This window comes from Roseovarius amoyensis (genome assembly GCF_003260265.1).
GTDB lineage: Bacteria > Pseudomonadota > Alphaproteobacteria > Rhodobacterales > Rhodobacteraceae > Roseovarius > Roseovarius amoyensis.
This window is the reverse complement of record NZ_QITQ01000001.1, coordinates 33,252-54,137: the sequence shown is the minus strand read 5'-3', so window position 1 is coordinate 54,137 and position 20,886 is coordinate 33,252. Positions and strand designations below refer to the sequence as shown.

The window sequence follows — 20,886 nt, the reverse complement described above, 5'->3', positions numbered from 1 at the left end:
GGGGGAGGCGCGCGCGCAGCGCGCGGCGGGGGCAGCGCCCCCGTGTCGCGCGGGGGCCGGGCCTGATGTCCAGGGTCATCATCACCTGCGCTGTCACCGGCTCGATCCACACGCCGAGCCTGTCGCGGCACCTGCCGTTCGCAGCAAGGGATATCGAGGATCAGGCGGTGGCGGCGGCCGAGGCCGGCGCGGCAATCCTGCATCTGCATGCCCGCGATCCGCAGAACGGGCGGCCATCGGCACGGGTGGAGCATTTCATGGGCTTCCTGCCCGGTATCGCGCGGCGCTGCGACGCGGTGATCAACATTTCTACCGGCGGCAGCGCGGTGATGCCGCTGGAGGAACGCCTGGCAGGCGCGCTGGCCGCGCGGCCGGAGATGTGTTCGCTCAACATGGGCAGCATGAATTTCGCGCTCTACCCGCTGGCCGCGCGCGAGCGCGACTGGCGCTTTGACTGGGAAAAGCCGTTTCTCGAGGGCACCGACGATCTGGTGTTCAAGAACACCCCGCGCGATATCACGCACATCCTGCACGAGATGGGCGAGGTGCGCGGCGCGCGCTTTGAATTCGAGTGCTACGACATGGGCCACCTGGCGATGCTGCGCCATTTCGTGCAATCGGGGCAGGTCCGCCCTCCCTTCTTTGTCCAGTTCGTGTTCGGCGTGCTGGGCGGCATGGCCGCCGAGCCGGAGAACCTGCGCCACATGAAGCACCTCGCAGACAGCTATTTCGGTAACGATTACATGTTTTCGGCCCTTGCGGCCGGTCGGGCACAGATGCCATTTGCCGAGATGGCCGCCGGAATGGGCGGGCATGTGCGGGTGGGGCTGGAGGACAGCCTTTACATCGACCGCGGCGTGCTGGCGGTCTCGAACGCCCAGCAGGTGGAAAAGGTGCGCGCGCTGGTCGAGGCACAGGGCCGGCAGGTGGCGACCCCGGACGAGGCGCGCGAGATGCTGGGGCTGAAGGGGGCGGCGGATGTCGGTTTCTGAGATTGTCATTGCCCCGGCTGGCCCGGCCGACATGAACGCGCTGGCGGTGGCGCTGACGGCGCTGTCGTCGGACCTCGGCGACACCCACCGCGCGACGGCAGACGACATCGCGCGCGCCTGCCTGGGCCCCGATCCCGCCTGTCATGGCCTCTTGGCGCGTGCCGGGGCCGAGGTGGCGGGTGCGGCGCTCGTCTCGCCGATCTTTTCGACCATGCAGGGGGCCGCCGGGGTCTATGTGTCCGACCTGTGGGTGGCTGAGGCGTTTCGCCGCCGCAAGCTGGGGCAGTCCCTGCTGCGCGAGGCGGCAATGCTGGGCGCGCGCCGCTGGCGGGCGCGGTTTCTCAAGCTGGCGGTCTATACCGACAATGCCCGCGCGCTGAACTTCTACGACCGCCTCGGCTTTCGTCTGGCCGGGCGCGAGCGCGCCTGCCTGCTTGCCTCGCCCGCCTTTGACACCCTTATCGGAGACCCGGGATGAAAGCCTTTCTCGACGAGCGCCAGCGCGCCCATGACCCAAAGCATTTCATGGCCAACGGCACGCGCCTGCCCAACCCCGAGGTGCCCGCGCGGGTCGGCATCCTGCGTGCGGGGGCCGAGGCGGCGGGCTATGAATTCGCCGCGCCGTCCGATGCCGGGATGGGCCCCATCGCGGCGCTGCACACGGCCGAATACCTGGCCTTCCTGCGAACCATCCACACCCGCTGGCTGCGGATCGAGGGGGCATCGGACGAGGTGATCCCGAACGTGCATCCCGCCAGCCGCACCGACAGCTATCCCAAATCCGCCATCGGGCAGGCCGGCTATCACCAGGCCGATACCGCCTGTCCGATTTCGGCCGCGACATGGGAGGCCGCCTATTGGTCGGCGCAGACTGCGGTGGCGGGGGCGGGTGCGCTGGCGGCGGGGGCGCGTGCGGCATATGCGCTGTGCCGCCCGCCGGGGCATCATGCCTTTGCCGATCTCGCCGGGGGGTTTTGTTTTCTCAACAACTCCGGCATCGCGGCCGAACGGCTGCGCGTGCAGGGGCTGCGCCCGGCGATCCTGGATGTGGATGTGCATCACGGCAACGGCACGCAAGGCATGTTCTATGCCCGTGGCGATGTGCTGACGGTGTCGATCCATGCCGACCCGGCGCGGTTCTATCCGTTCTTCTGGGGGCACGCGCAGGAACGCGGCACCGGTGCGGGGCTGGGGGCGAACCTGAACCTGCCCTTGCCGCGCGGCACCGGTGATGATGAATACCTGCGCATGCTCGATCGCGCGCTTGATCAGATCGCCGCCTTTGGCGCGGATGTCATCGTCGTCGCGCTGGGTCTGGACGCCCATGTCGACGACCCGTTCAAGGGCCTCGCGGTCACGACCGGGGGCTTTACACGGATCGGCGCCGCCATCGCGCGAACCGGGCTGCCGGTGCTGTGTGTTCAGGAAGGTGGCTATGTATCCAAGGCGCTGGGCGCCAATCTGAGGGCATTTCTGACAGGCATCGGGCAAGGGGGCTGACATGGCTGAAATCGGGTTTCGCACGATCTACATGAAAAAGCGGTTTCCGCTGGCGATCAGCAGAGGCGTGATCGAGGGGGCCGAGGCCCTGTTCATCAGCGTCACCGAGGATGGCCTGACCGGGTGGGGAGAGGTCGCGCCGGGCGCCACCGAGGGCGCGGCCAGCGCGGCCGAGGCCGAGGCGATGCTGACGCAGTTCTGCGCCGGGGGCGTGGATACGGACGCGATCCACGACACCTGGCAGCGCGCGCATGCGGCAGGGGTTGCGCCCTGCGCGTTGGCCGGGCTGGACATGGCGCTGTGGGATCTCAAGGCGAAACGCGCGGGCATGCCGCTTTACCGCCTGCTGGGGTTGGCGCGGCGGGGGGTGCCCAGCTCGCTGACCGTGGGCATCAACCCGCCACAGGTGGTACTGGACCGGGTGCCGATGCTGCTGCAACGCGGGGCAAAGGCGCTGAAGATCAAGCTTGGCTCGCCAGAGGGGATCGAGGCCGACAAGGCGATGTATTCCGCCGTTCTGCAGGCGGCGGGCGACAGGGACGTGGCGCTGCGGGTCGATGCCAATGGCGGCTGGTCGCCCGAGGGCGCGCGCGAGATGATGCACTGGCTGGCGGAACGGCGCGCCGAATATGTCGAACAACCCTTGGTGCGCGGGGCAGAGGACGATCTGCCCGCGCTATTTCGCGACCGTCCGCTGCCGATCTTTGTCGATGAAAGCTGCCGGATGTCATCGGACATTCCCGGTTTCGCCGACCGGGTCGATGGTGTGAACCTCAAGCTGATGAAATGCGGCGGCATCACCGAGGCGCTGAGGATCGTCGCCACCGTGCGGGCGCATGGGCTCAAGACCATGATCGGCTGCATGGGGGAAAGCTCTGTCTCGATTGCCGCCGGGGCATCATTGGGGGCGCTGTTTGACCATATCGACCTTGATTCCCACCTCAACCTCGACCCCGATCCCGCCACCGGCGCGCCGTTCGAAGAGGGCGTTACCCTGCCGCAGGACCGGCCCGGCCACGGAGGCGCGCTGCGCGATGCTTGATCCGAACCGAAAGATCGCGCTTTTCGCCGAGGGGACGCTGGGCCTTATCAACGCCAAGATGGCCGAGGGGATCATCCGCTACGGGTGCAACCCCGTTGCCTGCGTGATCGACAGCCACGCCGCCGGCCGGTCGCTGCGCGATCTGTGCAAGATCGACAGCGACATTCCCGTCGTCGCCACGCTGGACGAGGCTATCGCGCTGGGGGCCGAGGTGCTGGTGCTGGGCACCACGCCATCGGGCGGGCGGGTGTCGCCGGAATGGATGACGGTGCTGGAACAGGCGCTGGGGGCGGGGCTGTCCATCGTCAACGGGCTGCATGACCGGCTGAACGACGTGCTGGGCGACCGGCTGGCGCCGGGGCAGTGGATATGGGACATCCGCACACCGGTCGATGCGATGCCGCCCATCGCCATGGCCCGCGCCGCCGCCCTGCCCAATATCCGCGCGCTTATGGTGGGCACCGACATGGCGGTGGGCAAGAAAACCGCCGGGCTGGAAATCTGCCGGTCGCTGGTAAAGGCCGGGCATGATGCGCGGTTCCTGGCCACCGGGCAGAGCGGTATCGCCATTACCGGCGCGGGCATTCCGCTGGATGCCTTTCGGGTCGATCACGCCGCCGGGGCGGTCGAACGCATGGTGTTGGAACATGCCAATCACGAGGTGCTGATCATCGAGGGGCAGGGCTCGCTCCTGCATCCGGGCAGCACGGCGACGCTGCCGCTGATGCGCGGCAGTTGCGCCAACGCGCTGGTGCTGTGCCACCGGGCGCGGATGACGCGGCTGGATGCCTCCGAGGTCGAGGTTCGCATTCCGCCGCTGCGCGAGGTGATCGCGCTGAACGAGGCGGTGGCGGCTGCCGCCGGTGCGCTGACGCCTGCGCGGGTGGTGGGGGTCGCGCTCAACACCCGCGACCTGGACGAGGACGATGCCAGGGCCGAGATCGCGGCGACTGCCGCCGAGACGGGCCTGCCGGTGACCGACCCGGTGCGCTTCGATGCCGCACCATTGGCGCAGGCAGTGGCGGCGGCGCGGGGCTGAGGCGGATTCATCGGTTTGTGGTATGCCATATGTAGGCCGGGCTGAAGCCCGGCCTACGGGCGCATACTCCGGGTTGCAGCGGCACATCGCGCCGTTGCGGACCGAACGGGCGATGCACTAGATTGGCGCCATGAGGGGGATGATCCGCACTCGCTGGCTGTTGATCGCGCTGTTCCTGCTGGCCGTGGCGGCCAGTGCGGGCGGCATCTGGCGCTATGCCTGGCTGCAGGGGCTGGAACAGCTTGACCGGCAGGGGCGGGCCAACCTGGCGCTGGCCTCTGACCGGCTGACGGGCGAGCTGCGCCGTTTCCGCGAACTGGCGGTGTTGCTGGCGGCTCATCCGGCCTTTGCCGGGGCCGGGGCGGGTAACGCCGGCGCGCGCGCCGACGAGGCGCTGCTTGCCGCCGCCGACCGCAGCGGGGCGCTGGCGCTGCTCTATACCGATGCGCAGGGCGAGGTGCGTGCGCGCGCAGGCGATGTCAGCCTCGACCCCGCCGGCAGCCGGTACTTCCGCCGCGCCATGAACGGCGCGCTGGGCAGGTTCTATGGCCGCCTCGGCCCGGACGGGCGGCGCGTCTTTGCCTATGCCGCCCCGGCGTTCGGCCCTGAGGGGGTGCGCGGGGCGGTGATCGTCCTGGTCGATATCGCCGAGGTCGAATGGGACTGGATCGGCGGGCATCCCGCGGTCTTTTTTACCGACGACGAACAGCGCGTATTCCTGTCCAACCGGGCCGAGATACTGGGCTGGCAGCGCGGGGCCGACGGGGCCGTGCTGGTGCCCCCGGCCGGGCCCGCGCCCCGGTTTCGCGCCGCGCGTTATGGCGAATTCGAAGTCTGGCGGATGAACTGGGGCGGCTACCTGCCCGGTGCGGCGCTGCACCTGGCGCGTGATCTGCCGGTGGTCGGGATGACGGGGCATGCGCTGCTGGATACCAGCCCGGCGCGGCGGGTCGCCTGGCTGCAGGCGGCGGTGTTCTCGGCCATCTGCCTGGGCTTCGGGGCGGTGCTGCTGCTGCTGGCCGAACGGCGGCGCACGCTGGCGCGCGCCAATGCCGAACTGGAAACCCGCGTCGCTGCGCGCACGGCGGAACTGTCGGCCGCCAACGTCGCGCTGCGCCGCGAGGTGGCCGAGCGGCAAGAGGCCGAGGCCGCGCTCAAGCGCGCGCAGGATGACCTGGTGCAGGCCGGCAAGCTGTCGGCGTTGGGGGAGATGAGTGCCGGGATCAGCCACGAATTGAACCAGCCGCTGATGGCGATCCGGCAATTCGCCGACAACGGCGCGGCGTTTCTGGACAAGGGTCGCCCGCAGGCGGCCGGTGCGAATTTCAAGCGCATCTCGGACCTTGCGGCGCGGGCGGCGCGGATCATCCGCAACCTGCGCGCCTTTGCCCGCAATGAAAGCGAACCGATGGGACGGGTTGACCTCGTGCAGGTGATCGACACCGCCGTCGAACTGACCGAGCCGCGGCTCCGGCAGGCCGGCGTGACGGTCGACTGGCGCCGCCCGGCGCATCCCGTCCACGTTCTGGGTGGCGAGGTGCGGCTGGGGCAGGTGTTTGTCAACCTGATCAACAACGCCACTGACGCGATGGCAGGAAGTGACAAAAAACGTATTGAAATTAACATCGAAACCGCTCCGTCCCTGATGGTGACGGTGCGTGACACCGGCCCCGGCATCGCCGAGCCCGATCGCATGTTCGACCCGTTCTATTCGACCAAGGAAACCGGTGGTGAAGACGGGATGGGGCTGGGCCTGTCGATCTCTTACGGGCTGGTGCAAAGCTTTGGCGGCAACATCCGCGGCGCCAACGCGCCCGGCGGCGGCGCGGTGATGACGGTCGAGCTGGAACCCTGGTCGGAAGAGGCGGCGGCATGAGCGTGGACGTGCTGATCGTCGATGATGACGCCGCCGTGCGCGAGGCGCTGGTGCAGTCGCTGGAACTGGCCGAACTCAACGCTCGCGCCGTAGGGTCGTTCGTGGCCGCCAAGGACCAGATCACCCCCGATTTTCCCGGCGTGATCCTGTCTGACATCCGCATGCCGGGGCGCGACGGTTTCTACCTGCTAAAATACACCATGGGCATCGACCCAGACCTGCCGGTGATCCTGCTGACGGGCGAGGGCGACATCCCGATGGCGGTCGAGGCGATGGGGCAGGGGGCATTCGATTTCCTGGAAAAGCCCTGCGCGCCTGACGATTTGGTGGCGGTGCTGCAAAGGGCGCTGACCAATCGCCGGCTGGTGCTGGAAAACCGCCGCCTCAAGGCCCGGCTCGAGGCGGGCGACCCGGCGTCGCGGCTGATCCACGGCAATTCGGCCCCGGCAGAGGCGTTGCGCGCGCGGATACGGGCGGTGGCGGGCATGGATGTCGAGGTGCTGGTCACCGGCCCGCCCGGTGCCGGTGTGTCCAAGGTGGCAGAGGTTGTCCACCTGATGTCGCCAGCCGCCGCCGGCCCATTCGTGAAACGCCATGCCGCCGGGCTTGAGGCGGGCGCGCTGGACGATGCCTTTGATGCGGCGGCGGGTGGCACGCTTTTTCTGGATGACGTGCACGCGTTGGCGGCGAATGCGCAATATGCCCTGCTCGACCGGCTGGAAGGGGGCGCGCGCGCGCGGCTGATCGCGGGGTCCACCGCTGACCTGGGGGCCGAGGTCGCGGAGGGGCGCTTCAACGCCGAGCTTTACTGGCGCCTTGATGTGACGCCGGTGCGCATCCCGTCCCTGGCCGAGCGGCCAGAGGACATCCCGGTGCTTTTCACGCGTTACGTCGCCCAGGCCGCCGAACAGGCCGGGCTGCCGGCGCCCGAGGTGACGACCGACCACATGGCGCGGCTGATGGCGCGTGACTGGCCGGGCAATGCCCGGTCGCTGATGTCGGCGGCGATGCGGTTCGTGCTGGGCATGCCGGACGAGGCGATGGCGGGGGCCGACCTGGGCCTGGCCGACCAGATGGCGCGGGTCGAACGCTCGTTGCTGATCGCGGCGCTGTCGCGACAGAACGGCCATGCCTCGGCCGCTGCAAAGGCGCTCAAGCTGCCGCGCAAGACGTTTTACGACAAACTGGCGCGCTACGGGATTCGGCCAGAGGATTATCGCCGCTGATTTGTGTGAAATCCCGCACAGGCGCACCCGGGGCGTGTGCGGAATTTCGCACACGCCCCTGTCGAAATGGCCTGCAGGCATTGCCGGGTGCGCCGGTAAACCCCTGACAAAAATGCGAAATCATGACAGGTTTACGGCCCGGCGAGAAACCCTTGAGCGATTCATCGGGAATCGAAGAAAATGCGCATCGCAGCGCCTCTTTCGGGGGGCGCGCGTGAATGCAACGTCTCGATAATGGGAGGAGACACCGAAATGAAATTCCTGACCGCTGCCGCCACTGCATTGGCGCTGAGCGTCTCGGCCACCGCCGTTTCCGCCGCCTGCGACGATGGTGAAATCGTCGTCAAGTTCAGCCACGTCACCAACACCGACAAGCACCCCAAGGGCATCGCCGCATCGCTGCTGGAACAGCGCGTGAACGACGAGATGGACGGAACCATGTGCATGGAGGTCTATCCGAACTCCACGCTTTACGACGACAACAAGGTGCTTGAGGCCCTGCTGCAGGGCGATGTGCAACTGGCCGCGCCGAGCCTGTCGAAATTCGAGAAATTCACCAAGCAGTTCCGCATCTTCGACCTGCCTTTCATGTTCAAGGACATCAATGCGGTCGATGCGTTCCAGTCGTCTGACGCCGGTCAGGCGTTGCTGGACAGCATGCAGCGCCGTGGCCTGCAGGGGCTGGCCTATTGGCACAACGGGATGAAGCAGATGTCGGCCAACAAGCCGCTGCTTGTGCCCACCGACGCCAACGGGCTGAAATTCCGCGTGCAATCGTCAGACGTGCTGGTCGCGCAGATGGAGGCCATCGGCGGCAGCCCGCAGAAAATGGCCTTTTCCGAAGTCTATGGCGCGCTGCAACAGGGTGTTGTCGACGGGCAGGAAAATACCTGGTCGAACATCTACGGGAAGAAGTTCTTCGAGGTGCAGGACGGCATCACCGAAACCAACCACGGCGTGATCGACTACCTGGTCGTGACCAGCGTTGATTGGCTCGACAGCCTCGACCCGGAGGTGCGTGACCAGTTCCTGACCATCGTGCAGGAAGTCAGCCAAACCCGGAACACCGAATCCACCGCCGTCAATGCGGCCGCCCGTCAGGCGATCATCGACGCCGGCGGTGTCGTGCGCGAACTGACCCCCGAGCAGCGCGCCGAGTGGGTCGAAACGATGAAGCCGGTCTGGGAACAGTTCCGCGACGACGTCGGGCAGGAAAACATCGACGCGGCGCAGGAAATCAACGCCAGCATGTAATGGTGTGCGGGTGCGCCTGACGGGCGCATCCCAAGGGGGCGGGCCTTTTTGCGGGGCCCGCCCCAACCGCAAATTCGCGGCGGGGAGGGGGACAGACAATGCACGTGAAAGGTCACGGAGCGAACCTCGTGGACCATGTCGAGGAAACGGTGATCGCCGTGCTTCTCGGTCTGATGACGGCGATCACCTTTGCCAATGTGATCGCGCGTTATGTCTTCAATTCCAACATCCTGTGGGCGCTGGAACTGACGGTTTTCATGTTCGGCTGGCTGGTGCTGCTGGGCGCATCCTATGCGGTCAAGAAGCACAGCCACCTGGGCGTTGACGCAATCATCAACATGGTATCGCCACCCGTGCGCCGGGTGATGGCGCTGTTTTCGGTTGCCTGCTGCCTGATCTTTTCGCTGCTGCTGCTCAAGGGCGCGTGGGATTACTGGGCGCCCTATGGCGAACTGCCCCCCACCACCGGACGTTGGTTCCCCACGGGGCTGGATTTCGGCGCCCGCGGGCAGGGCTGGTACGAGGTGCAGGACATCCCGATGCCGGGCATCCTGCGCTTCGTCGAGGACTGGATCAACTATGGCGAGGAATACGAAAAAATCCCCCGCGCGATCCCCTATCTGGTGCTGCCGGTGTCGCTGCTGCTGCTGACATTCCGTTTTTGCCAGGCCGCAGTGGCGATCTGGCGGGGTGACATCGACCGGCTGGTGGCCAGCCACGAGGTCGAGGACGAGCTTGCGGAACTGAACGCACAGACGGGCCAGAGCGGGGGGAATGACTGATGGAGGTTGTCCTTCTCTTCGTGATGGTGGTGGGGCTGCTGCTGGTCGGCGTGCCCATCGCGGTGTCGCTGGGGCTCAGCTCGACGCTGTTCCTGTTGTGGTTCTCTTCCAGTTCGCTGGGGTCGATCGCGCAGACGCTGTTTTCGGCCTTCGAGGGGCATTTCACCCTGCTGGCGATCCCGTTTTTCATCCTGGCCTCGTCGTTCATGACCACGGGCGGCGTGGCGCAGCGGATCATCCGCTTTTCTATTGCGTGCGTGGGCCATCTGCGCGGCGGGCTGGCCATCGCCGGGGTCTTTGCCTGCATGCTGTTCGCGGCACTGTCGGGGTCGTCCCCGGCCACGGTGGTGGCCATCGGTTCCATCGTCATCGCGGGTATGCGGCAGGCGGGCTATAGCCGCGATTTCGCCGCCGGCGTGATCTGTAACGCCGGTACGCTGGGCATCCTGATCCCGCCGTCGATCGTGATGGTGGTCTATGCCGCCGCGGTCGAGGTGTCGGTCGGCCGGATGTTCCTGGCCGGGGTCATTCCGGGCATCCTGGCCGGGGTGATGTTGATGGTGGCGATCTATGTCATGGCGCGGCTGCGTGACATGCCCAAGGGCGAATGGCGCGGTTTTGGCGAAATCCTGGCCTCAGGGCGCGATGCAGCCTGGGGGCTATTCCTGATCGTGATCATCCTGGGCGGCATCTATGGCGGTATCTTCACCCCGACCGAGGCCGCGGCGGTGGCTGCCGTCTATGCCTTTTTCATCGCCAGCTTCGTCTACAAGGATATGGGGCCGCTGGCGGCGCCGGACGGCACCAGCATCGCGCTGACAAGCCGGCCTCTGGCGCTGGTGACGGTGTTCTTTCACCGCGACACGCGCGACACGCTGTTCGAGGCGGGCAAGCTGACGGTGACGTTGATGTTCGTCATCGCCAACGCGCTGATCCTCAAGCACGTTCTGACGGATGAACAGATCCCCCAGCAGATCGCCAACGCGATGCTGGATGCGGGTTTCGGCCCGGTGATGTTCCTGATCATCGTCAACGTGATCCTGCTGATCGGCGGACAGTTCATGGAACCCAGCGGGTTGCTGGTGATCGTCGCGCCGCTGGTCTTTCCCATCGCGATCGAACTGGGAATCGACCCGATCCATCTGGGCGTCATCATGGTGGTGAACATGGAAATCGGCATGATCACCCCGCCGGTGGGGCTGAACCTGTTCGTCACCTCGGGCGTGGCGGGGATGTCGATGATGGCGGTGGTGCGCGCGGCGCTGCCGTTCCTGGCGGTTCTCTTTGTCTTCCTGATCCTCGTGACCTATGTGCCGTGGATTTCGACGGTGCTGCCCAACACCTTCATGGGGCCGGAGATCATCACCAAGTAGGGGATGTATCGGGCTGTCGCGCTTGATTGGGCGACCTTCGCCCGGCCCCTAGCGGGCCGGGCGGGCGTGTTTTACCCGCCGGGACGGATTTCGCGCGAATCCAGCAGCGGGGCCACGTCCAGGTCGGCGGCGTTCAGCATCAGGGCCACCCGTTCCAGCGACGCCACCAGCATCGACTGTTCCCAGTCCTCCAGCGCCTCGAACCGCTTGACGAACTGCTGTTGCAGCGGGTCGGGGGCGTTGTCGACGGTGGCGCGGCCCAGCTCGGTCAGGATGATGTTGGTTTGGCGGCGGTCGGTGCTCGATTTTTCGCGCGTTACCAGACCCTTGCGCACCAGCTTGTCGACCAGCGCCGTCACCGTCGCCTGGCTGATCAGCATGCGCTGGGCAATCCGCGTGGCGGTTATCTGGCCGGTTTCAGCAATCAGCTGCAATGCGCGAAACTGCACCGCCGTCAATCCGGCAGATTGCGCCAACTCGCGCGCATAGGCATCTGTCGCGCGCAGGATTCGGCGCAGGGCGATCAGGCAGACGTCGATACGTTCCATGGCGGTACCGGGGGCTATGGGGTGGGATTCGGCACGGCATCCAGCAGATGCCGCCCGATTGTACCTCAAGGCTCGAAATTCGGCAATCTGGCAAAAGCTTTGCAAAGCTAAGGAGTGATGCCGCAATATATGGTCTGATAGCGGTTTTTTGGCGCAAGAATGCGACATATTGCCTGAATTTTCTTAGACGGTTGAAGTTTTGGCGCCAGTCCATTACTTAGGCAATCAAAGTATTGCAGGAGAGGTGCGACTGATGAGACATTTGATGGACCTGACCGCCAGGGCCACCCCCACGCTGCGCAAGCCCGTGGCCGAGGATGGGGCCGACATCTGGGCGCTGGTCCGCGAGTGCAAGCCGCTCGACGAAAATTCGATGTATTGCAACCTCATTCAGTGCGACCATTTCCGCGATACCTGTGTGCTGGCTGAACTGGACGATACACCGGCGGGCTGGGTTTCGGCCTATGTCATGCCCAACGACCCCGAGACGCTGTTCGTCTGGCAGGTGGCGGTTTCCGAGCGGGCGCGCGGCACCGGGCTGGGCGGGCTGATGTTGCAACACCTGATGGGGCGCGATGAATGCCGCGGCACGACCCGGCTGCAAACCACCATCACGCGGTCGAACGCCGCATCCTGGGGCCTTTTCCGCAAGTTCGCCCGCCGTCACGGGCGCAGTCTGGATGCGCAGGCCCATTTCGGGCAGGCACAGCATTTCCGCGGCCAGCATGACACCGAATACATGGTCACCATCGAACTGGCCGAGGCGCTGCGCAAGGCGGCGTGAGCCGGTTCGAGGCGTCCGGCCGGAATGGCCGGGCCCGGCGACCGTTTTAATCAAAGGAGTTCCCATGCCGACTGACACGTCAGCCGACAAGACCATTTTCACCCGCCGCGAATCCGAGGTGCGCAGCTATTGCCGCGGCATCGACCGCGTATTCACTCGCGCAAGCGGGTCAGAGATGACCGATGCGGGCGGGCGCAGCTATATCGACTTTCTTGCCGGGTGTTCGTCACTGAACTACGGCCACAACGACCCCGACATGAAGGCGGCGCTGATCGACCACATCGCCGGTGACGGGGTGGCACACGGGCTGGACCTGCACACCGACATCAAGGCGCGCTTTCTGGAGGCGTTCGAACGCCACATCCTGCAGCCGCGCGACATGGACCACAAGGTGATGTTCACCGGCCCGACCGGCGCCAACGCCGTCGAGGCGGCGCTGAAACTGGCGCGCAAGGCCACCGGGCGGCGCAACGTCATCGCGTTCACGAACGGCTTTCACGGGGTGTCCCTGGGGGCGCTTGCCGCCACCGCCAACGCCTATCACCGCGCCGGCGCGGGCACTACGCTGGACGGGGTGACGCGGATGCCGTTCGACGGCTACATGGGCGCCAGCTTTGACACCGCCGACCTGATCGACGCGATGCTGAGCGACCGTTCGGGCGGTGTCGACGCGCCGGCGGCGATCCTGCTGGAAACCGTGCAGGGCGAGGGCGGGCTGAACGCCGCGCGTCCCGAATGGGTGCGCCGGGTGGCCGAGCTGGCCAAAAAGCACGGTGCGCTGCTGATCGTCGATGACATCCAGGCCGGTTGCGGCCGCGCGGGGACGTTCTTTTCCTTTGAGGAAATGGGCGTCGTGCCCGACATCGTGACGCTGGCGAAATCGGTTTCGGGCTTCGGCCTGCCGATGGCGCTGGCGCTGGTGCGACCCGAATACGACATCTTTGGCCCGGCCGAGCATAACGGCACGTTTCGCGGCAACACCCACGCCTTTGTCACCGCCCGCGTGGCGATAGAAAAGTTCTGGGCCGATGACCGGTTCCAGGCTGAAATCGCCGCCAAATCGGTGCTGCTGACCACCGCGCTCGCCGAGATAGCGGAAATGATCCCTGATGCCCGGCTCAAGGGGCGGGGGATGATGCAGGGGGTCGATGTCGGCTCTGGTGAACTGGCCGCGTCGATCTGCGCGCAGGCCTATCAGAACGGCCTGATCATCGAGACCTCTGGCCCCGACGACCAGGTGGTCAAGGTGCTCGCGCCGCTGACCACGCCCGAGGCCACGTTCCGCAAGGGGCTGGGCATCCTGCGTGACGCGGTGCGCGACGTCACCACCTCGACCAAGATGGCAGCGGAGTAAGCCCATGATCGTTCGTGATTTCAATGACATCGTCGAAAAAGAGCGCGACCGCGTCGTGAGCGATGCGAAATGGTCCTCGGTGCGGATGCTGCTGGCCTCTGACGGGATGGGATTTTCCTTTCACATCACCTTTCTCGAACCCGGGTCCGAGCATGTGTTCGAGTACAAGAACCATTTTGAGAGCGTCTATTGCATGTCTGGCACCGGCTCGATCACCGATCACGCCACGGGCGAGACCCACGCCATCCGGCCGGGGGTGATGTATGCGCTTGACCAGCACGACCGCCACACCCTGCGCGCCGAGCAAGAGCTGGTAATGGCCTGCGTCTTCAACCCGCCGGTGACCGGCAACGAGGTACACCGCGCCGACGGTTCCTACGCGCTGGAAGATAGCTGAAGCGCCCGAAAGGCACAGATAAGATGGATTTTCCCAGGCACACCGTCGAAAAGATCGGCGGCACGTCGATGAGTCGCGTGAACGAGTTGGTTGGCCCACTTATCGTGGGCGACCGCGAAGGGCCGGCGCTTTATGGTCGCATCTTCGTTGTTTCGGCCTTTGGCGGCATCACCGACCTGCTGCTTGAGCACAAGAAATCGGGTCAGCCCGGTGTCTATGCTCTTTTCGCCAATGACGACGACGATCACGGCTGGCTTGATGCGCTCAGCCGCGTCGGCGCGGCGATGCGCGATGCCCACGGTGCGGTGCTGGATCATCCCGGTGATCTGGGCACGGCAGACGAGTTCGTGCGCGACCGCATCGAGGGCGCGCGGTCATGCCTGTTCGACCTGCAAAGGCTGTGTTCGTTCGGGCATTTCCGCCTGTCTGACCAGATGCTGGTGATCCGCGAGCTGCTGTCCGGGCTGGGCGAGGCGCATTCGGCCTTTGTCACCTCGCTGCTGTTGCAGCGCCACGGCGTCGATGCGCGGTTTGTCGACCTTAGCGGCTGGCGGGACGAGGCCGATCTGAACCTCGAGGAACGGATCACCGCCGGGCTGAAGGATATCGACCTGACCGCCGAACTGCCCATCGTCACTGGCTATGCACAGTGCGCCGAAGGCCTGATGCGCGAATACGACCGCGGCTATTCCGAGGTGACGTTTTCGAACATCGCCGCGCTGACCGGTGCGCAAGAGGCGATCATTCACAAGGAATTTCATCTGTCTTCGGCCGATCCGGGGCTGGTGGGCGAAGGCAAGGCGCGCAAGATCGGTCATACCAATTATGACGTGGCCGACCAGCTGGCCAATATGGGTATGGAGGCAATTCACCCCAACGCCGCCAAGATCCTGCGCCGTGCCGGCGTGCCGCTGCGGGTGACAAATGCCTTTGAGCCCGGCGATCCGGGCACCCGTATAGACGATGCCCCGGCCGACGCCCCCGGCGTCGAGATCGTCACCGGGCTGGGCGTGGTGGCGCTGGATCTGTTCGAACAGGACATGGTCGGCGTCAAGGGATATGACGCCACCGCGCTTGAGGCGCTGAAGCGTCACAACGTCTGGATCGTGTCCAAGACCTCGAACGCCAATACCATCACACACTACGTCAAGGCCTCGCTCAAGACCGCGCGGCGGGTGATCGCCGATATCGAGGCGGTCTATCCGCAGGCAGAGGTGGGCGCGCGCCAGGTGGCGCTGGTGGCGGTGATCGGGCGCGACCTGAGCGACCAGCGTGTGCTGTGCCGTGGCCTGCAGGCGCTGCACGAGGCCGATATCGAGGTCATCGCCGCACAACAAGGCCCGCGCAATGTCGAGGTGCAGTTCGCCCTGCCGCGCGAGGCAGGCGACAAGGCCGTGCGCTGCCTGCATGATGTCTTTGTCGCGCAAGATCGCGCCGGGCTGGCCGCGGTGGCCTGATCCACCCGCCTGTGGTTTACCACTTGGTAAAACCGCGCTACCACCCTCCGCATATCGGTACGGAGAGGCGGGATGCAGACCTATTGGCAGAATTTCATCGATGCTGACTGGGCCGATGGCGGCGCCGGGCGGGCAGGGGTGGTCAACCCCGCCACCGGCGCGGTACTAGCGGAACAGGCGATGGCCGATGCCGCGGATGTCGACCGCGCGGTGCAGGCGGCGCGCCGCGTGCACGAATCGGGCGTTCTGACCGATCTGCGCCCGGTCGAGCGTGGCCGCATGGTGCAGGCGATGGGCCGCTACTTGCTGGAAAATCGCGACGAGGTGGCCGAGACCCTGACACTGGAACAGGGCAAACCGCTGTGGGAGGCGCGCCGCGAGATCGAAAACGCCGCGCGCTATTTCGAATATTACGGCAACCAGGCCGAAACGCTGGAGGGCCGGTCGATCCCGCTGGGCGGGGGCTATGTCGATTTCACCCAGTTGGAGCCCTATGGCGTGTCGGCCCAGGTCATCCCGTGGAACTTTCCGCTCGAAATCGCCGCGCGCTCGATCGCGGCGGGGGTGGCGGCGGGCAATGCCTGCGTGGTCAAGACGTCTGAACTGACGCCGCTTTCCAGCGCCTACCTTGCACGGGCGGCAATGGCGGCGGGGCTGCCCGCCGGCACGGTCAACATCCTGTGCGGCTGGGGGCACGAGGCGGGCGCCGCGCTAGTGTCGCATCCCGGCATCAATCAGGCCGTCTTTACCGGCTCGGTCGAAACCGGCATCGCCATCGCCCGCGCGGCCGCCGAAAACGTGGTGCCCTGCGTGCTGGAACTGGGAGGCAAATCGGCGGCAATCGTGCACGAGGATGCCGACCTGGACGCCTTTGAGGGCGATATTCGTCGCGGCATCTATACCAATGCGGGCCAGGTCTGTTCGGCCATGAGCCGGGTTCTGGTGCATGAAAGCCTGCATGACGAGGTCATCGCGCGCGCATGCGCCGTTGCCGGGGCGCTGTCGGTGGGGCCGGGGGTTGACCGGACCGAGCCGGGCCAGGGCATGGGCCCGATGGTCAGCGAGGCCCAGCGCGACCGCGCCGCCGCGATGGTCGCCGAGGCCGAGCGCGCCGGCGCCCGCGCTGCCACCGGCGGGCGGGCGATGAACATTCCCGGTGCGTTCCTGGAACCCACGGTGATGGCAGACGTCACCCCCGACATGGCCATCGCCCAGGACGAGGTGTTCGGCCCGGTCCTGTCGGTCATCCCCTTTCGGGACGAGGCGCAGGCGATCGAGATCGCCAACGGCACCCGCTATGGGCTGGTGGCGGGGGTGTTCACCCGTGATCTCGACCGGGCGACGCGGGCCGCGCGGCGCTTGCGCGCGGGGCAGGTATTCGTCAACGAATGGTTCGCCGGCGGGGTCGAGACACCCTTTGGCGGCTACGGACGGTCGGGCTATGGGCGTGAAAAGGGGCGCGAGGCGCTGCTGAACTACGTGCAGACCAAGAACGTGGCGATCAGGACCAGGTAGGCGGAAAAGGTAGGGATATAGTGACCGAGACATTCGACGAAGATATGTTTTTCAAGGGGCTGGAATGCTTCCGCGCCGCAAAGAAGGTGCTCGAGGAACGCGGGCTATAGGCGGCATGGTTGCCGGGCGGCGCCAATTCTGCAAGCATTCCCGCGACCAAGGAGAGTGACAATGCCCGACCCCTGCATCATCTGCGTGGCGATCACCGGCTCGGTGCCGCAGAAAAGCGACAACCCGGCAGTGCCGATCAGCATTTCCGAACAGATCGAATCGACGCATGAGGCGTACGAGGCCGGCGCCGCCATTGCTCATTGCCATGTGCGGATGGAAGACGGCACGCCGACGTCAGACCCCGACCGCTTTGCCCGGCTCAAGGAAGGGCTGAACGCCCATTGCCCCGGCATGATCGTTCAGTTCTCGACCGGCGGGCGGTCTGGCGCGGGGCAGGCGCGCGGCGGCATGCTGCCGCTCGGGCCCGACATGGCGTCGCTGTCGGTGGGGTCCAACAACTTTCCCACCCGCGTCTATGAAAACCCGCCCGACCTGGTGGCGTGGCTGGCTGGCGAGATGCGTACGCACAAAGTGGTGCCGGAGATCGAGGCGTTTGACCTGTCGCATATCCTGCAGGCGATCCGCATGCATAAGGAAGGGCTGCTTTACGGCCCGCTCTACGTGCAGTTCGTCATGGGGGTAAGGAACGCGATGCCGGTCGACCGCGAGGTGCTCGACTTCTACGTCAAGATCATGCGCGAACGCGCGCCGGACGCGCAATGGTGCGCCGCCGGCATCGGGGCGGGGCAGGCCACCGTCAACGAATGGGCCATCGCTGCGGGCGGGCATACACGCACCGGGCTGGAGGACAACATCCGCCTGGACCGCGACACCCTTGCGCCATCGAATGCGGCACTGGTCAGCCGCGCGGCAGAGCTGTGCGTGAAATATGATCGTCCGGTTGCAACCCCGGCGCAGGCACGCGCCATACTGGGGCTCAGGGCGGCGTGATGACAGGCGCGCCCGCACCAGGCGGCTGGCTGCAGGCGGTCGCGGGCGACGCCGCCACTGCCGCGCGGCTGAGTGAGGCGCGCCAGATCAAGGACATGCTGCGGGTCGAGGCCGCCTATTCCTGTGCGCTGGGCGCAGTGGGCCATGTGCCTGCCGACATGGCAGAGGCCGCGGCACGGGCGATCGAGGGCGCGCGGATCGACACCGACGCGCTGGCGCGCGACGCGGCCATGGATGGCATGCCGGTGCCGGGGTTGGTGCGCCAGCTGCACGCGGCCTTGCCCGAAACGCTGCACCCCGCCCTGCATGACGGGCTGACCTCTCAGGACGTGATGGATACCGCGCTGGTGCTGGCGTTGGCGGAAATTCTGGTGGATTTCGAGGCCCGTATCGGCCGGGTCGAGGCCGTGCTGGCGCGGCTGAAGGCGCGCTTTGACACCGCGCCGCTGATGGCGCGCACGCGGATGCAGGCGGCGCTGCCGATGACCGCAGGGGCGCGCATTGCTGCCTGGGCGCGCCCATTGGCAGTGCATCGCACGCGGCTGGCCGAGCTGCGCCCGCGGCTGTTGCGGCTGCAACTGGGTGGGCCCATCGGCACGCGCCACAGCCTGCACGGGCAGGGCGGCGCGATTGCGCGGCACATGGCGGTGGCGCTGAACCTGCAAGAGCCGGGAGTGGCCTGGCACAGTGACCGCAGCGCGCTGGCCGAACTTGCCGGCTGGCTGTCTATGCTGGCCGGCAGTCTGGGAAAGATTGGCCATGACATCGCGCTGATGGCCCAGCAGGGGGTCGATGCGGCGCAGATCGCGGGGGGCGGCGGGTCCTCTGCCATGGCGCACAAGGAAAACCCCGTCGGTGCCGAAATCCTGGTGGCGCTGGCGCGCCATGCGGCGGTGCTGGTTTCGGGAATACACCTGGCGCTGGATCACGAGCAGGAACGCTCTGGCGCCTCATGGACGCTGGAATGGCTGGTCCTGCCGGGGTTGCTGACATCCGCCGGGGCGGCGCTGGGGCGGGCCGAGGGCCTGCTGGAAGGGGTCGAAAGCCTGGGCGATGGCCCCGCTGTCCGGGCGCCTTGAAATGGCAGGAATCGGTGTGCACGACGGCTGCTTAGATGGCTTGCGAGGTGGCGAATCCCTGCTTTGCCCCATCCCCGGCCCAACCCGGCAGTTGGCCGGGAAATCACAAAAAATCGGGGATTTCGACGATTCCAGGCCGGTTTCCTGCCGGGCGGGCGGAAACTGTGTGATCAATACGACACAGGCGGGGCAACAAGCGTCGCCCGAACTGGGGCCGCGTTGACAGTGACAGGGCATTTGGCCCATTCCATTCCCAAGCCGTGTCATGTTCTGGTGCGGTGGAAATTGAAATTCTTCTGCTTGACCTAGGAGGGATAACCTTGAAAAAGCAACTTCTCTGCACCAGCGCGATCGCCCTTGGCGTTGCCGCTGCGCCCGCAGCAGCCCAGGACTGGAACCTGGACTGGGGCGGGTTCTTTAACACCCACGTCGCCGTCGGTGACATCTCGACCAATCTGACCGCGCTTGGCGCCCCGGGCGGCACACTTCCGGGCACCGTCGGGGGACAGAGCTGGGACGGCGACGGTGTCGACGTTTTCACCAACCCCGAAATCATCTTCTCGCCGAGCGTCACGCTCGACAACGGGATGACCTTCGGCATCAACATCCAGATGGAAGGCACCACCAGCGGCGGCCCGAACATCGACGAATCCTATGCGTCGATGAGCAGCGACACCTTCGGTCGTCTGGATGTGGGTAACGAGAACTCGGCCGGTTACAAGCTGATGACCGCCGCGCCCGAAGTGACCTCGCTGGGGATCAACTCGCCGTCGACCTCGGCTTTCATTCCCTTCACCGGTGTTGATGCCGCGATTTCGGCCGGTATGAGGTTGAATGCTCCGGGCCTTGGTAACGCCTTTACCGCGTCGCTGACCGCTCTGCCGTTCCGTCAGGCCAGCCTCTCGGCGTTTACCGAAGTTGGCGGCAACAACGACGTCAGCCGGATCACCTACTACACGCCGGACTTCAACGGCCTGACCGTGGGTCTTTCGTACGCGCCGACCGCCGCCATCAACGCCGGTAACAGCTTTAGTATCAACCGGAACGCGGTTATATCGGACGTGTTCGACATCGGTGTGAACTACTCCAACACTTTCGGCTCGACCGACATTACGCTGTCGGCCCGTTGGGGTACCGGTGACACGCCGAGCGTCGCTGCTGGTGCGTCGGATCCGGAAACTTGGGGCGTTGGCTTCCAGGTCGGTTTCGGCAACTTCACCGTCGGCGGCAGCTACACCGAGAACGACAACGACGAGACCTTGATCGGTCGCGCGATTGCGGCTCCGACAGTCGGTGGAGCCGCCATTCCCGGCGCTACCGGCGCCCCCGCCGGGACCATCGGCTTCGGCGACTCGGAAGGCTGGAGCCTTGGTGTGACCTACGACACCGCCGGCCCGTGGTCGTTCGAGGCCGTGACCTACCAATCGGAAACTGATCTCGTTAACGCCGGTGCAGTTATTCCGGGTGCCAAGACCGATCGCGAACTCTATCGCATCGGTGCCAGCCGGACGCTTGGACCGGGCGTTGACTGGGACATTTACGTCATTCACGAAACCCGCGATGCCACTCTTCTCGGGATTCTGCCGGGCGATGAGGTCGAGGGCACCCTCCTCGGCACCGCGATCAACCTGAGCTTCTAAGTTCCGGTCTGATTGTTCGAACAGGC

At 66.0% G+C, this 20,886-nt stretch carries 19 protein-coding genes; 18 read left to right on the top strand and 1 reads right to left on the bottom strand.

All coding sequences use genetic code 11. The annotated features are described in order from the left end of the window. The first annotated feature begins 65 nt into the window (after positions 1-65). From kce to DL899_RS00190, 10 genes are all read left to right on the top strand, one after another. On the top strand, positions 66-992 hold the full coding sequence (gene kce, locus DL899_RS00235) for a 3,5-dioxohexanoate:acetyl-CoA acetone transferase (RefSeq protein ID WP_111731759.1): 927 nt from the start codon (positions 66-68) through the stop codon (positions 990-992). Next, complete coding sequence (locus tag DL899_RS00230) at positions 979-1,470, top strand: GNAT family N-acetyltransferase (protein WP_111731758.1); 492 nt, start codon at positions 979-981, stop codon at positions 1,468-1,470. The genes kce and DL899_RS00230 overlap by 14 nt, the downstream gene beginning before the upstream one ends. Then, complete coding sequence (locus DL899_RS00225; protein ID WP_111731757.1) at positions 1,467-2,492, top strand: histone deacetylase family protein; 1,026 nt, start codon at positions 1,467-1,469, stop codon at positions 2,490-2,492. Before DL899_RS00230 ends, DL899_RS00225 begins: the two co-directional genes overlap by 4 nt. Position 2,493: 1 nt before the next feature. After that, positions 2,494-3,534, top strand: coding sequence for a dipeptide epimerase (locus DL899_RS00220; RefSeq protein ID WP_111731756.1), 1,041 nt, complete (start codon positions 2,494-2,496; stop codon positions 3,532-3,534). Beyond that, positions 3,527-4,573: an N-acetyltransferase DgcN family protein gene (locus DL899_RS00215; protein ID WP_111731755.1), complete on the top strand. Its 1,047-nt coding sequence runs from the start codon at positions 3,527-3,529 to the stop codon at positions 4,571-4,573. Before DL899_RS00220 ends, DL899_RS00215 begins: the two co-directional genes overlap by 8 nt. A gap of 139 nt (positions 4,574-4,712) precedes the next feature. After that, entirely contained in the window at positions 4,713-6,449 is a 1,737-nt protein-coding gene (locus tag DL899_RS00210; protein WP_338049637.1) for a sensor histidine kinase, read from the top strand. Further along, entirely contained in the window at positions 6,446-7,675 is a 1,230-nt protein-coding gene (locus tag DL899_RS00205; protein WP_111731753.1) for a sigma-54-dependent transcriptional regulator, read from the top strand. The genes DL899_RS00210 and DL899_RS00205 overlap by 4 nt, the downstream gene beginning before the upstream one ends. Before the next feature lie 252 nt (positions 7,676-7,927). Then, the gene (locus tag DL899_RS00200; protein WP_111731752.1) at positions 7,928-8,929 is read left to right on the top strand and encodes a DctP family TRAP transporter solute-binding subunit; all 1,002 of its coding nucleotides are present in this window, start codon (positions 7,928-7,930) and stop codon (positions 8,927-8,929) included. 98 nt (positions 8,930-9,027) lie between these two features. Next, entirely contained in the window at positions 9,028-9,711 is a 684-nt protein-coding gene (locus tag DL899_RS00195) for a TRAP transporter small permease (protein WP_111731751.1), read from the top strand. Further along, positions 9,711-11,084 (top strand): TRAP transporter large permease, encoded by a 1,374-nt coding sequence (locus tag DL899_RS00190; protein ID WP_111731750.1) that lies wholly within the window; start codon positions 9,711-9,713, stop codon positions 11,082-11,084. The genes DL899_RS00195 and DL899_RS00190 overlap by 1 nt, the downstream gene beginning before the upstream one ends. Before the next feature lie 71 nt (positions 11,085-11,155). On the opposite strand, the gene DL899_RS00185 is transcribed toward DL899_RS00190, so the two are convergent. Continuing rightward, positions 11,156-11,632 (bottom strand): MarR family winged helix-turn-helix transcriptional regulator, encoded by a 477-nt coding sequence (locus DL899_RS00185; protein ID WP_111731749.1) that lies wholly within the window; start codon positions 11,630-11,632, stop codon positions 11,156-11,158. Between the two features lie 253 nt (positions 11,633-11,885). Between DL899_RS00185 and ectA the strand changes: the two genes are divergently transcribed. The 8 genes from ectA to DL899_RS00145 all read left to right on the top strand — a co-directional run bounded on the left by ectA (position 11,886) and on the right by DL899_RS00145 (position 20,860). Next, positions 11,886-12,416 carry a diaminobutyrate acetyltransferase gene (gene ectA / locus DL899_RS00180; protein WP_239494547.1) on the top strand — a complete coding sequence of 177 codons (531 nt, stop codon included), beginning with the start codon at positions 11,886-11,888 and terminating at the stop codon, positions 12,414-12,416. A 64-nt stretch (positions 12,417-12,480) separates the two neighbouring features. Then, complete coding sequence (ectB, locus tag DL899_RS00175) at positions 12,481-13,770, top strand: diaminobutyrate--2-oxoglutarate transaminase (RefSeq protein ID WP_111731747.1); 1,290 nt, start codon at positions 12,481-12,483, stop codon at positions 13,768-13,770. A 4-nt stretch (positions 13,771-13,774) separates the two neighbouring features. Then, positions 13,775-14,167 carry an ectoine synthase gene (locus DL899_RS00170; protein WP_111731746.1) on the top strand — a complete coding sequence of 131 codons (393 nt, stop codon included), beginning with the start codon at positions 13,775-13,777 and terminating at the stop codon, positions 14,165-14,167. A gap of 23 nt (positions 14,168-14,190) precedes the next feature. Beyond that, positions 14,191-15,624 (top strand): aspartate kinase, encoded by a 1,434-nt coding sequence (locus tag DL899_RS00165; protein ID WP_111731745.1) that lies wholly within the window; start codon positions 14,191-14,193, stop codon positions 15,622-15,624. 72 nt (positions 15,625-15,696) lie between these two features. Next, positions 15,697-17,139, top strand: a complete 1,443-nt coding sequence (locus tag DL899_RS00160) for an aldehyde dehydrogenase family protein (protein ID WP_111731744.1) — start codon at positions 15,697-15,699, stop codon at positions 17,137-17,139. Between the two features lie 171 nt (positions 17,140-17,310). After that, complete coding sequence (locus DL899_RS00155; protein ID WP_111731743.1) at positions 17,311-18,141, top strand: 3-oxoadipate:acetyl-CoA acetyltransferase; 831 nt, start codon at positions 17,311-17,313, stop codon at positions 18,139-18,141. Then, positions 18,141-19,220 (top strand): 3-carboxy-cis,cis-muconate cycloisomerase, encoded by a 1,080-nt coding sequence (locus DL899_RS00150; protein WP_111731742.1) that lies wholly within the window; start codon positions 18,141-18,143, stop codon positions 19,218-19,220. Before DL899_RS00155 ends, DL899_RS00150 begins: the two co-directional genes overlap by 1 nt. Positions 19,221-19,540: 320 nt before the next feature. Continuing rightward, the gene (locus tag DL899_RS00145; RefSeq protein WP_111731741.1) at positions 19,541-20,860 is read left to right on the top strand and encodes a porin; all 1,320 of its coding nucleotides are present in this window, start codon (positions 19,541-19,543) and stop codon (positions 20,858-20,860) included. Positions 20,861-20,886: the final 26 nt, after the last annotated feature.

Bases quoted from the DNA above. Each gene is read 5' to 3' on its own strand.
- kce (WP_111731759.1), top strand. From the start codon at position 66: ATGTCCAGGGTCATCATCACCTGCGCTGTCACCGGCTCGATCCACACG.
- DL899_RS00230 (WP_111731758.1), top strand. From the start codon at position 979: ATGTCGGTTTCTGAGATTGTCATTGCCCCGGCTGGCCCGGCCGACATG.
- DL899_RS00225 (WP_111731757.1), top strand. From the start codon at position 1,467: ATGAAAGCCTTTCTCGACGAGCGCCAGCGCGCCCATGACCCAAAGCAT.
- DL899_RS00220 (WP_111731756.1), top strand. From the start codon at position 2,494: ATGGCTGAAATCGGGTTTCGCACGATCTACATGAAAAAGCGGTTTCCG.
- DL899_RS00215 (WP_111731755.1), top strand. From the start codon at position 3,527: ATGCTTGATCCGAACCGAAAGATCGCGCTTTTCGCCGAGGGGACGCTG.
- DL899_RS00210 (WP_338049637.1), top strand. From the start codon at position 4,713: ATGATCCGCACTCGCTGGCTGTTGATCGCGCTGTTCCTGCTGGCCGTG.
- DL899_RS00205 (WP_111731753.1), top strand. From the start codon at position 6,446: ATGAGCGTGGACGTGCTGATCGTCGATGATGACGCCGCCGTGCGCGAG.
- DL899_RS00200 (WP_111731752.1), top strand. From the start codon at position 7,928: ATGAAATTCCTGACCGCTGCCGCCACTGCATTGGCGCTGAGCGTCTCG.
- DL899_RS00195 (WP_111731751.1), top strand. From the start codon at position 9,028: ATGCACGTGAAAGGTCACGGAGCGAACCTCGTGGACCATGTCGAGGAA.
- DL899_RS00190 (WP_111731750.1), top strand. From the start codon at position 9,711: ATGGAGGTTGTCCTTCTCTTCGTGATGGTGGTGGGGCTGCTGCTGGTC.
- DL899_RS00185 (WP_111731749.1), bottom strand. From the start codon at position 11,632: ATGGAACGTATCGACGTCTGCCTGATCGCCCTGCGCCGAATCCTGCGC.
- ectA (WP_239494547.1), top strand. From the start codon at position 11,886: ATGAGACATTTGATGGACCTGACCGCCAGGGCCACCCCCACGCTGCGC.
- ectB (WP_111731747.1), top strand. From the start codon at position 12,481: ATGCCGACTGACACGTCAGCCGACAAGACCATTTTCACCCGCCGCGAA.
- DL899_RS00170 (WP_111731746.1), top strand. From the start codon at position 13,775: ATGATCGTTCGTGATTTCAATGACATCGTCGAAAAAGAGCGCGACCGC.
- DL899_RS00165 (WP_111731745.1), top strand. From the start codon at position 14,191: ATGGATTTTCCCAGGCACACCGTCGAAAAGATCGGCGGCACGTCGATG.
- DL899_RS00160 (WP_111731744.1), top strand. From the start codon at position 15,697: ATGCAGACCTATTGGCAGAATTTCATCGATGCTGACTGGGCCGATGGC.
- DL899_RS00155 (WP_111731743.1), top strand. From the start codon at position 17,311: ATGCCCGACCCCTGCATCATCTGCGTGGCGATCACCGGCTCGGTGCCG.
- DL899_RS00150 (WP_111731742.1), top strand. From the start codon at position 18,141: ATGACAGGCGCGCCCGCACCAGGCGGCTGGCTGCAGGCGGTCGCGGGC.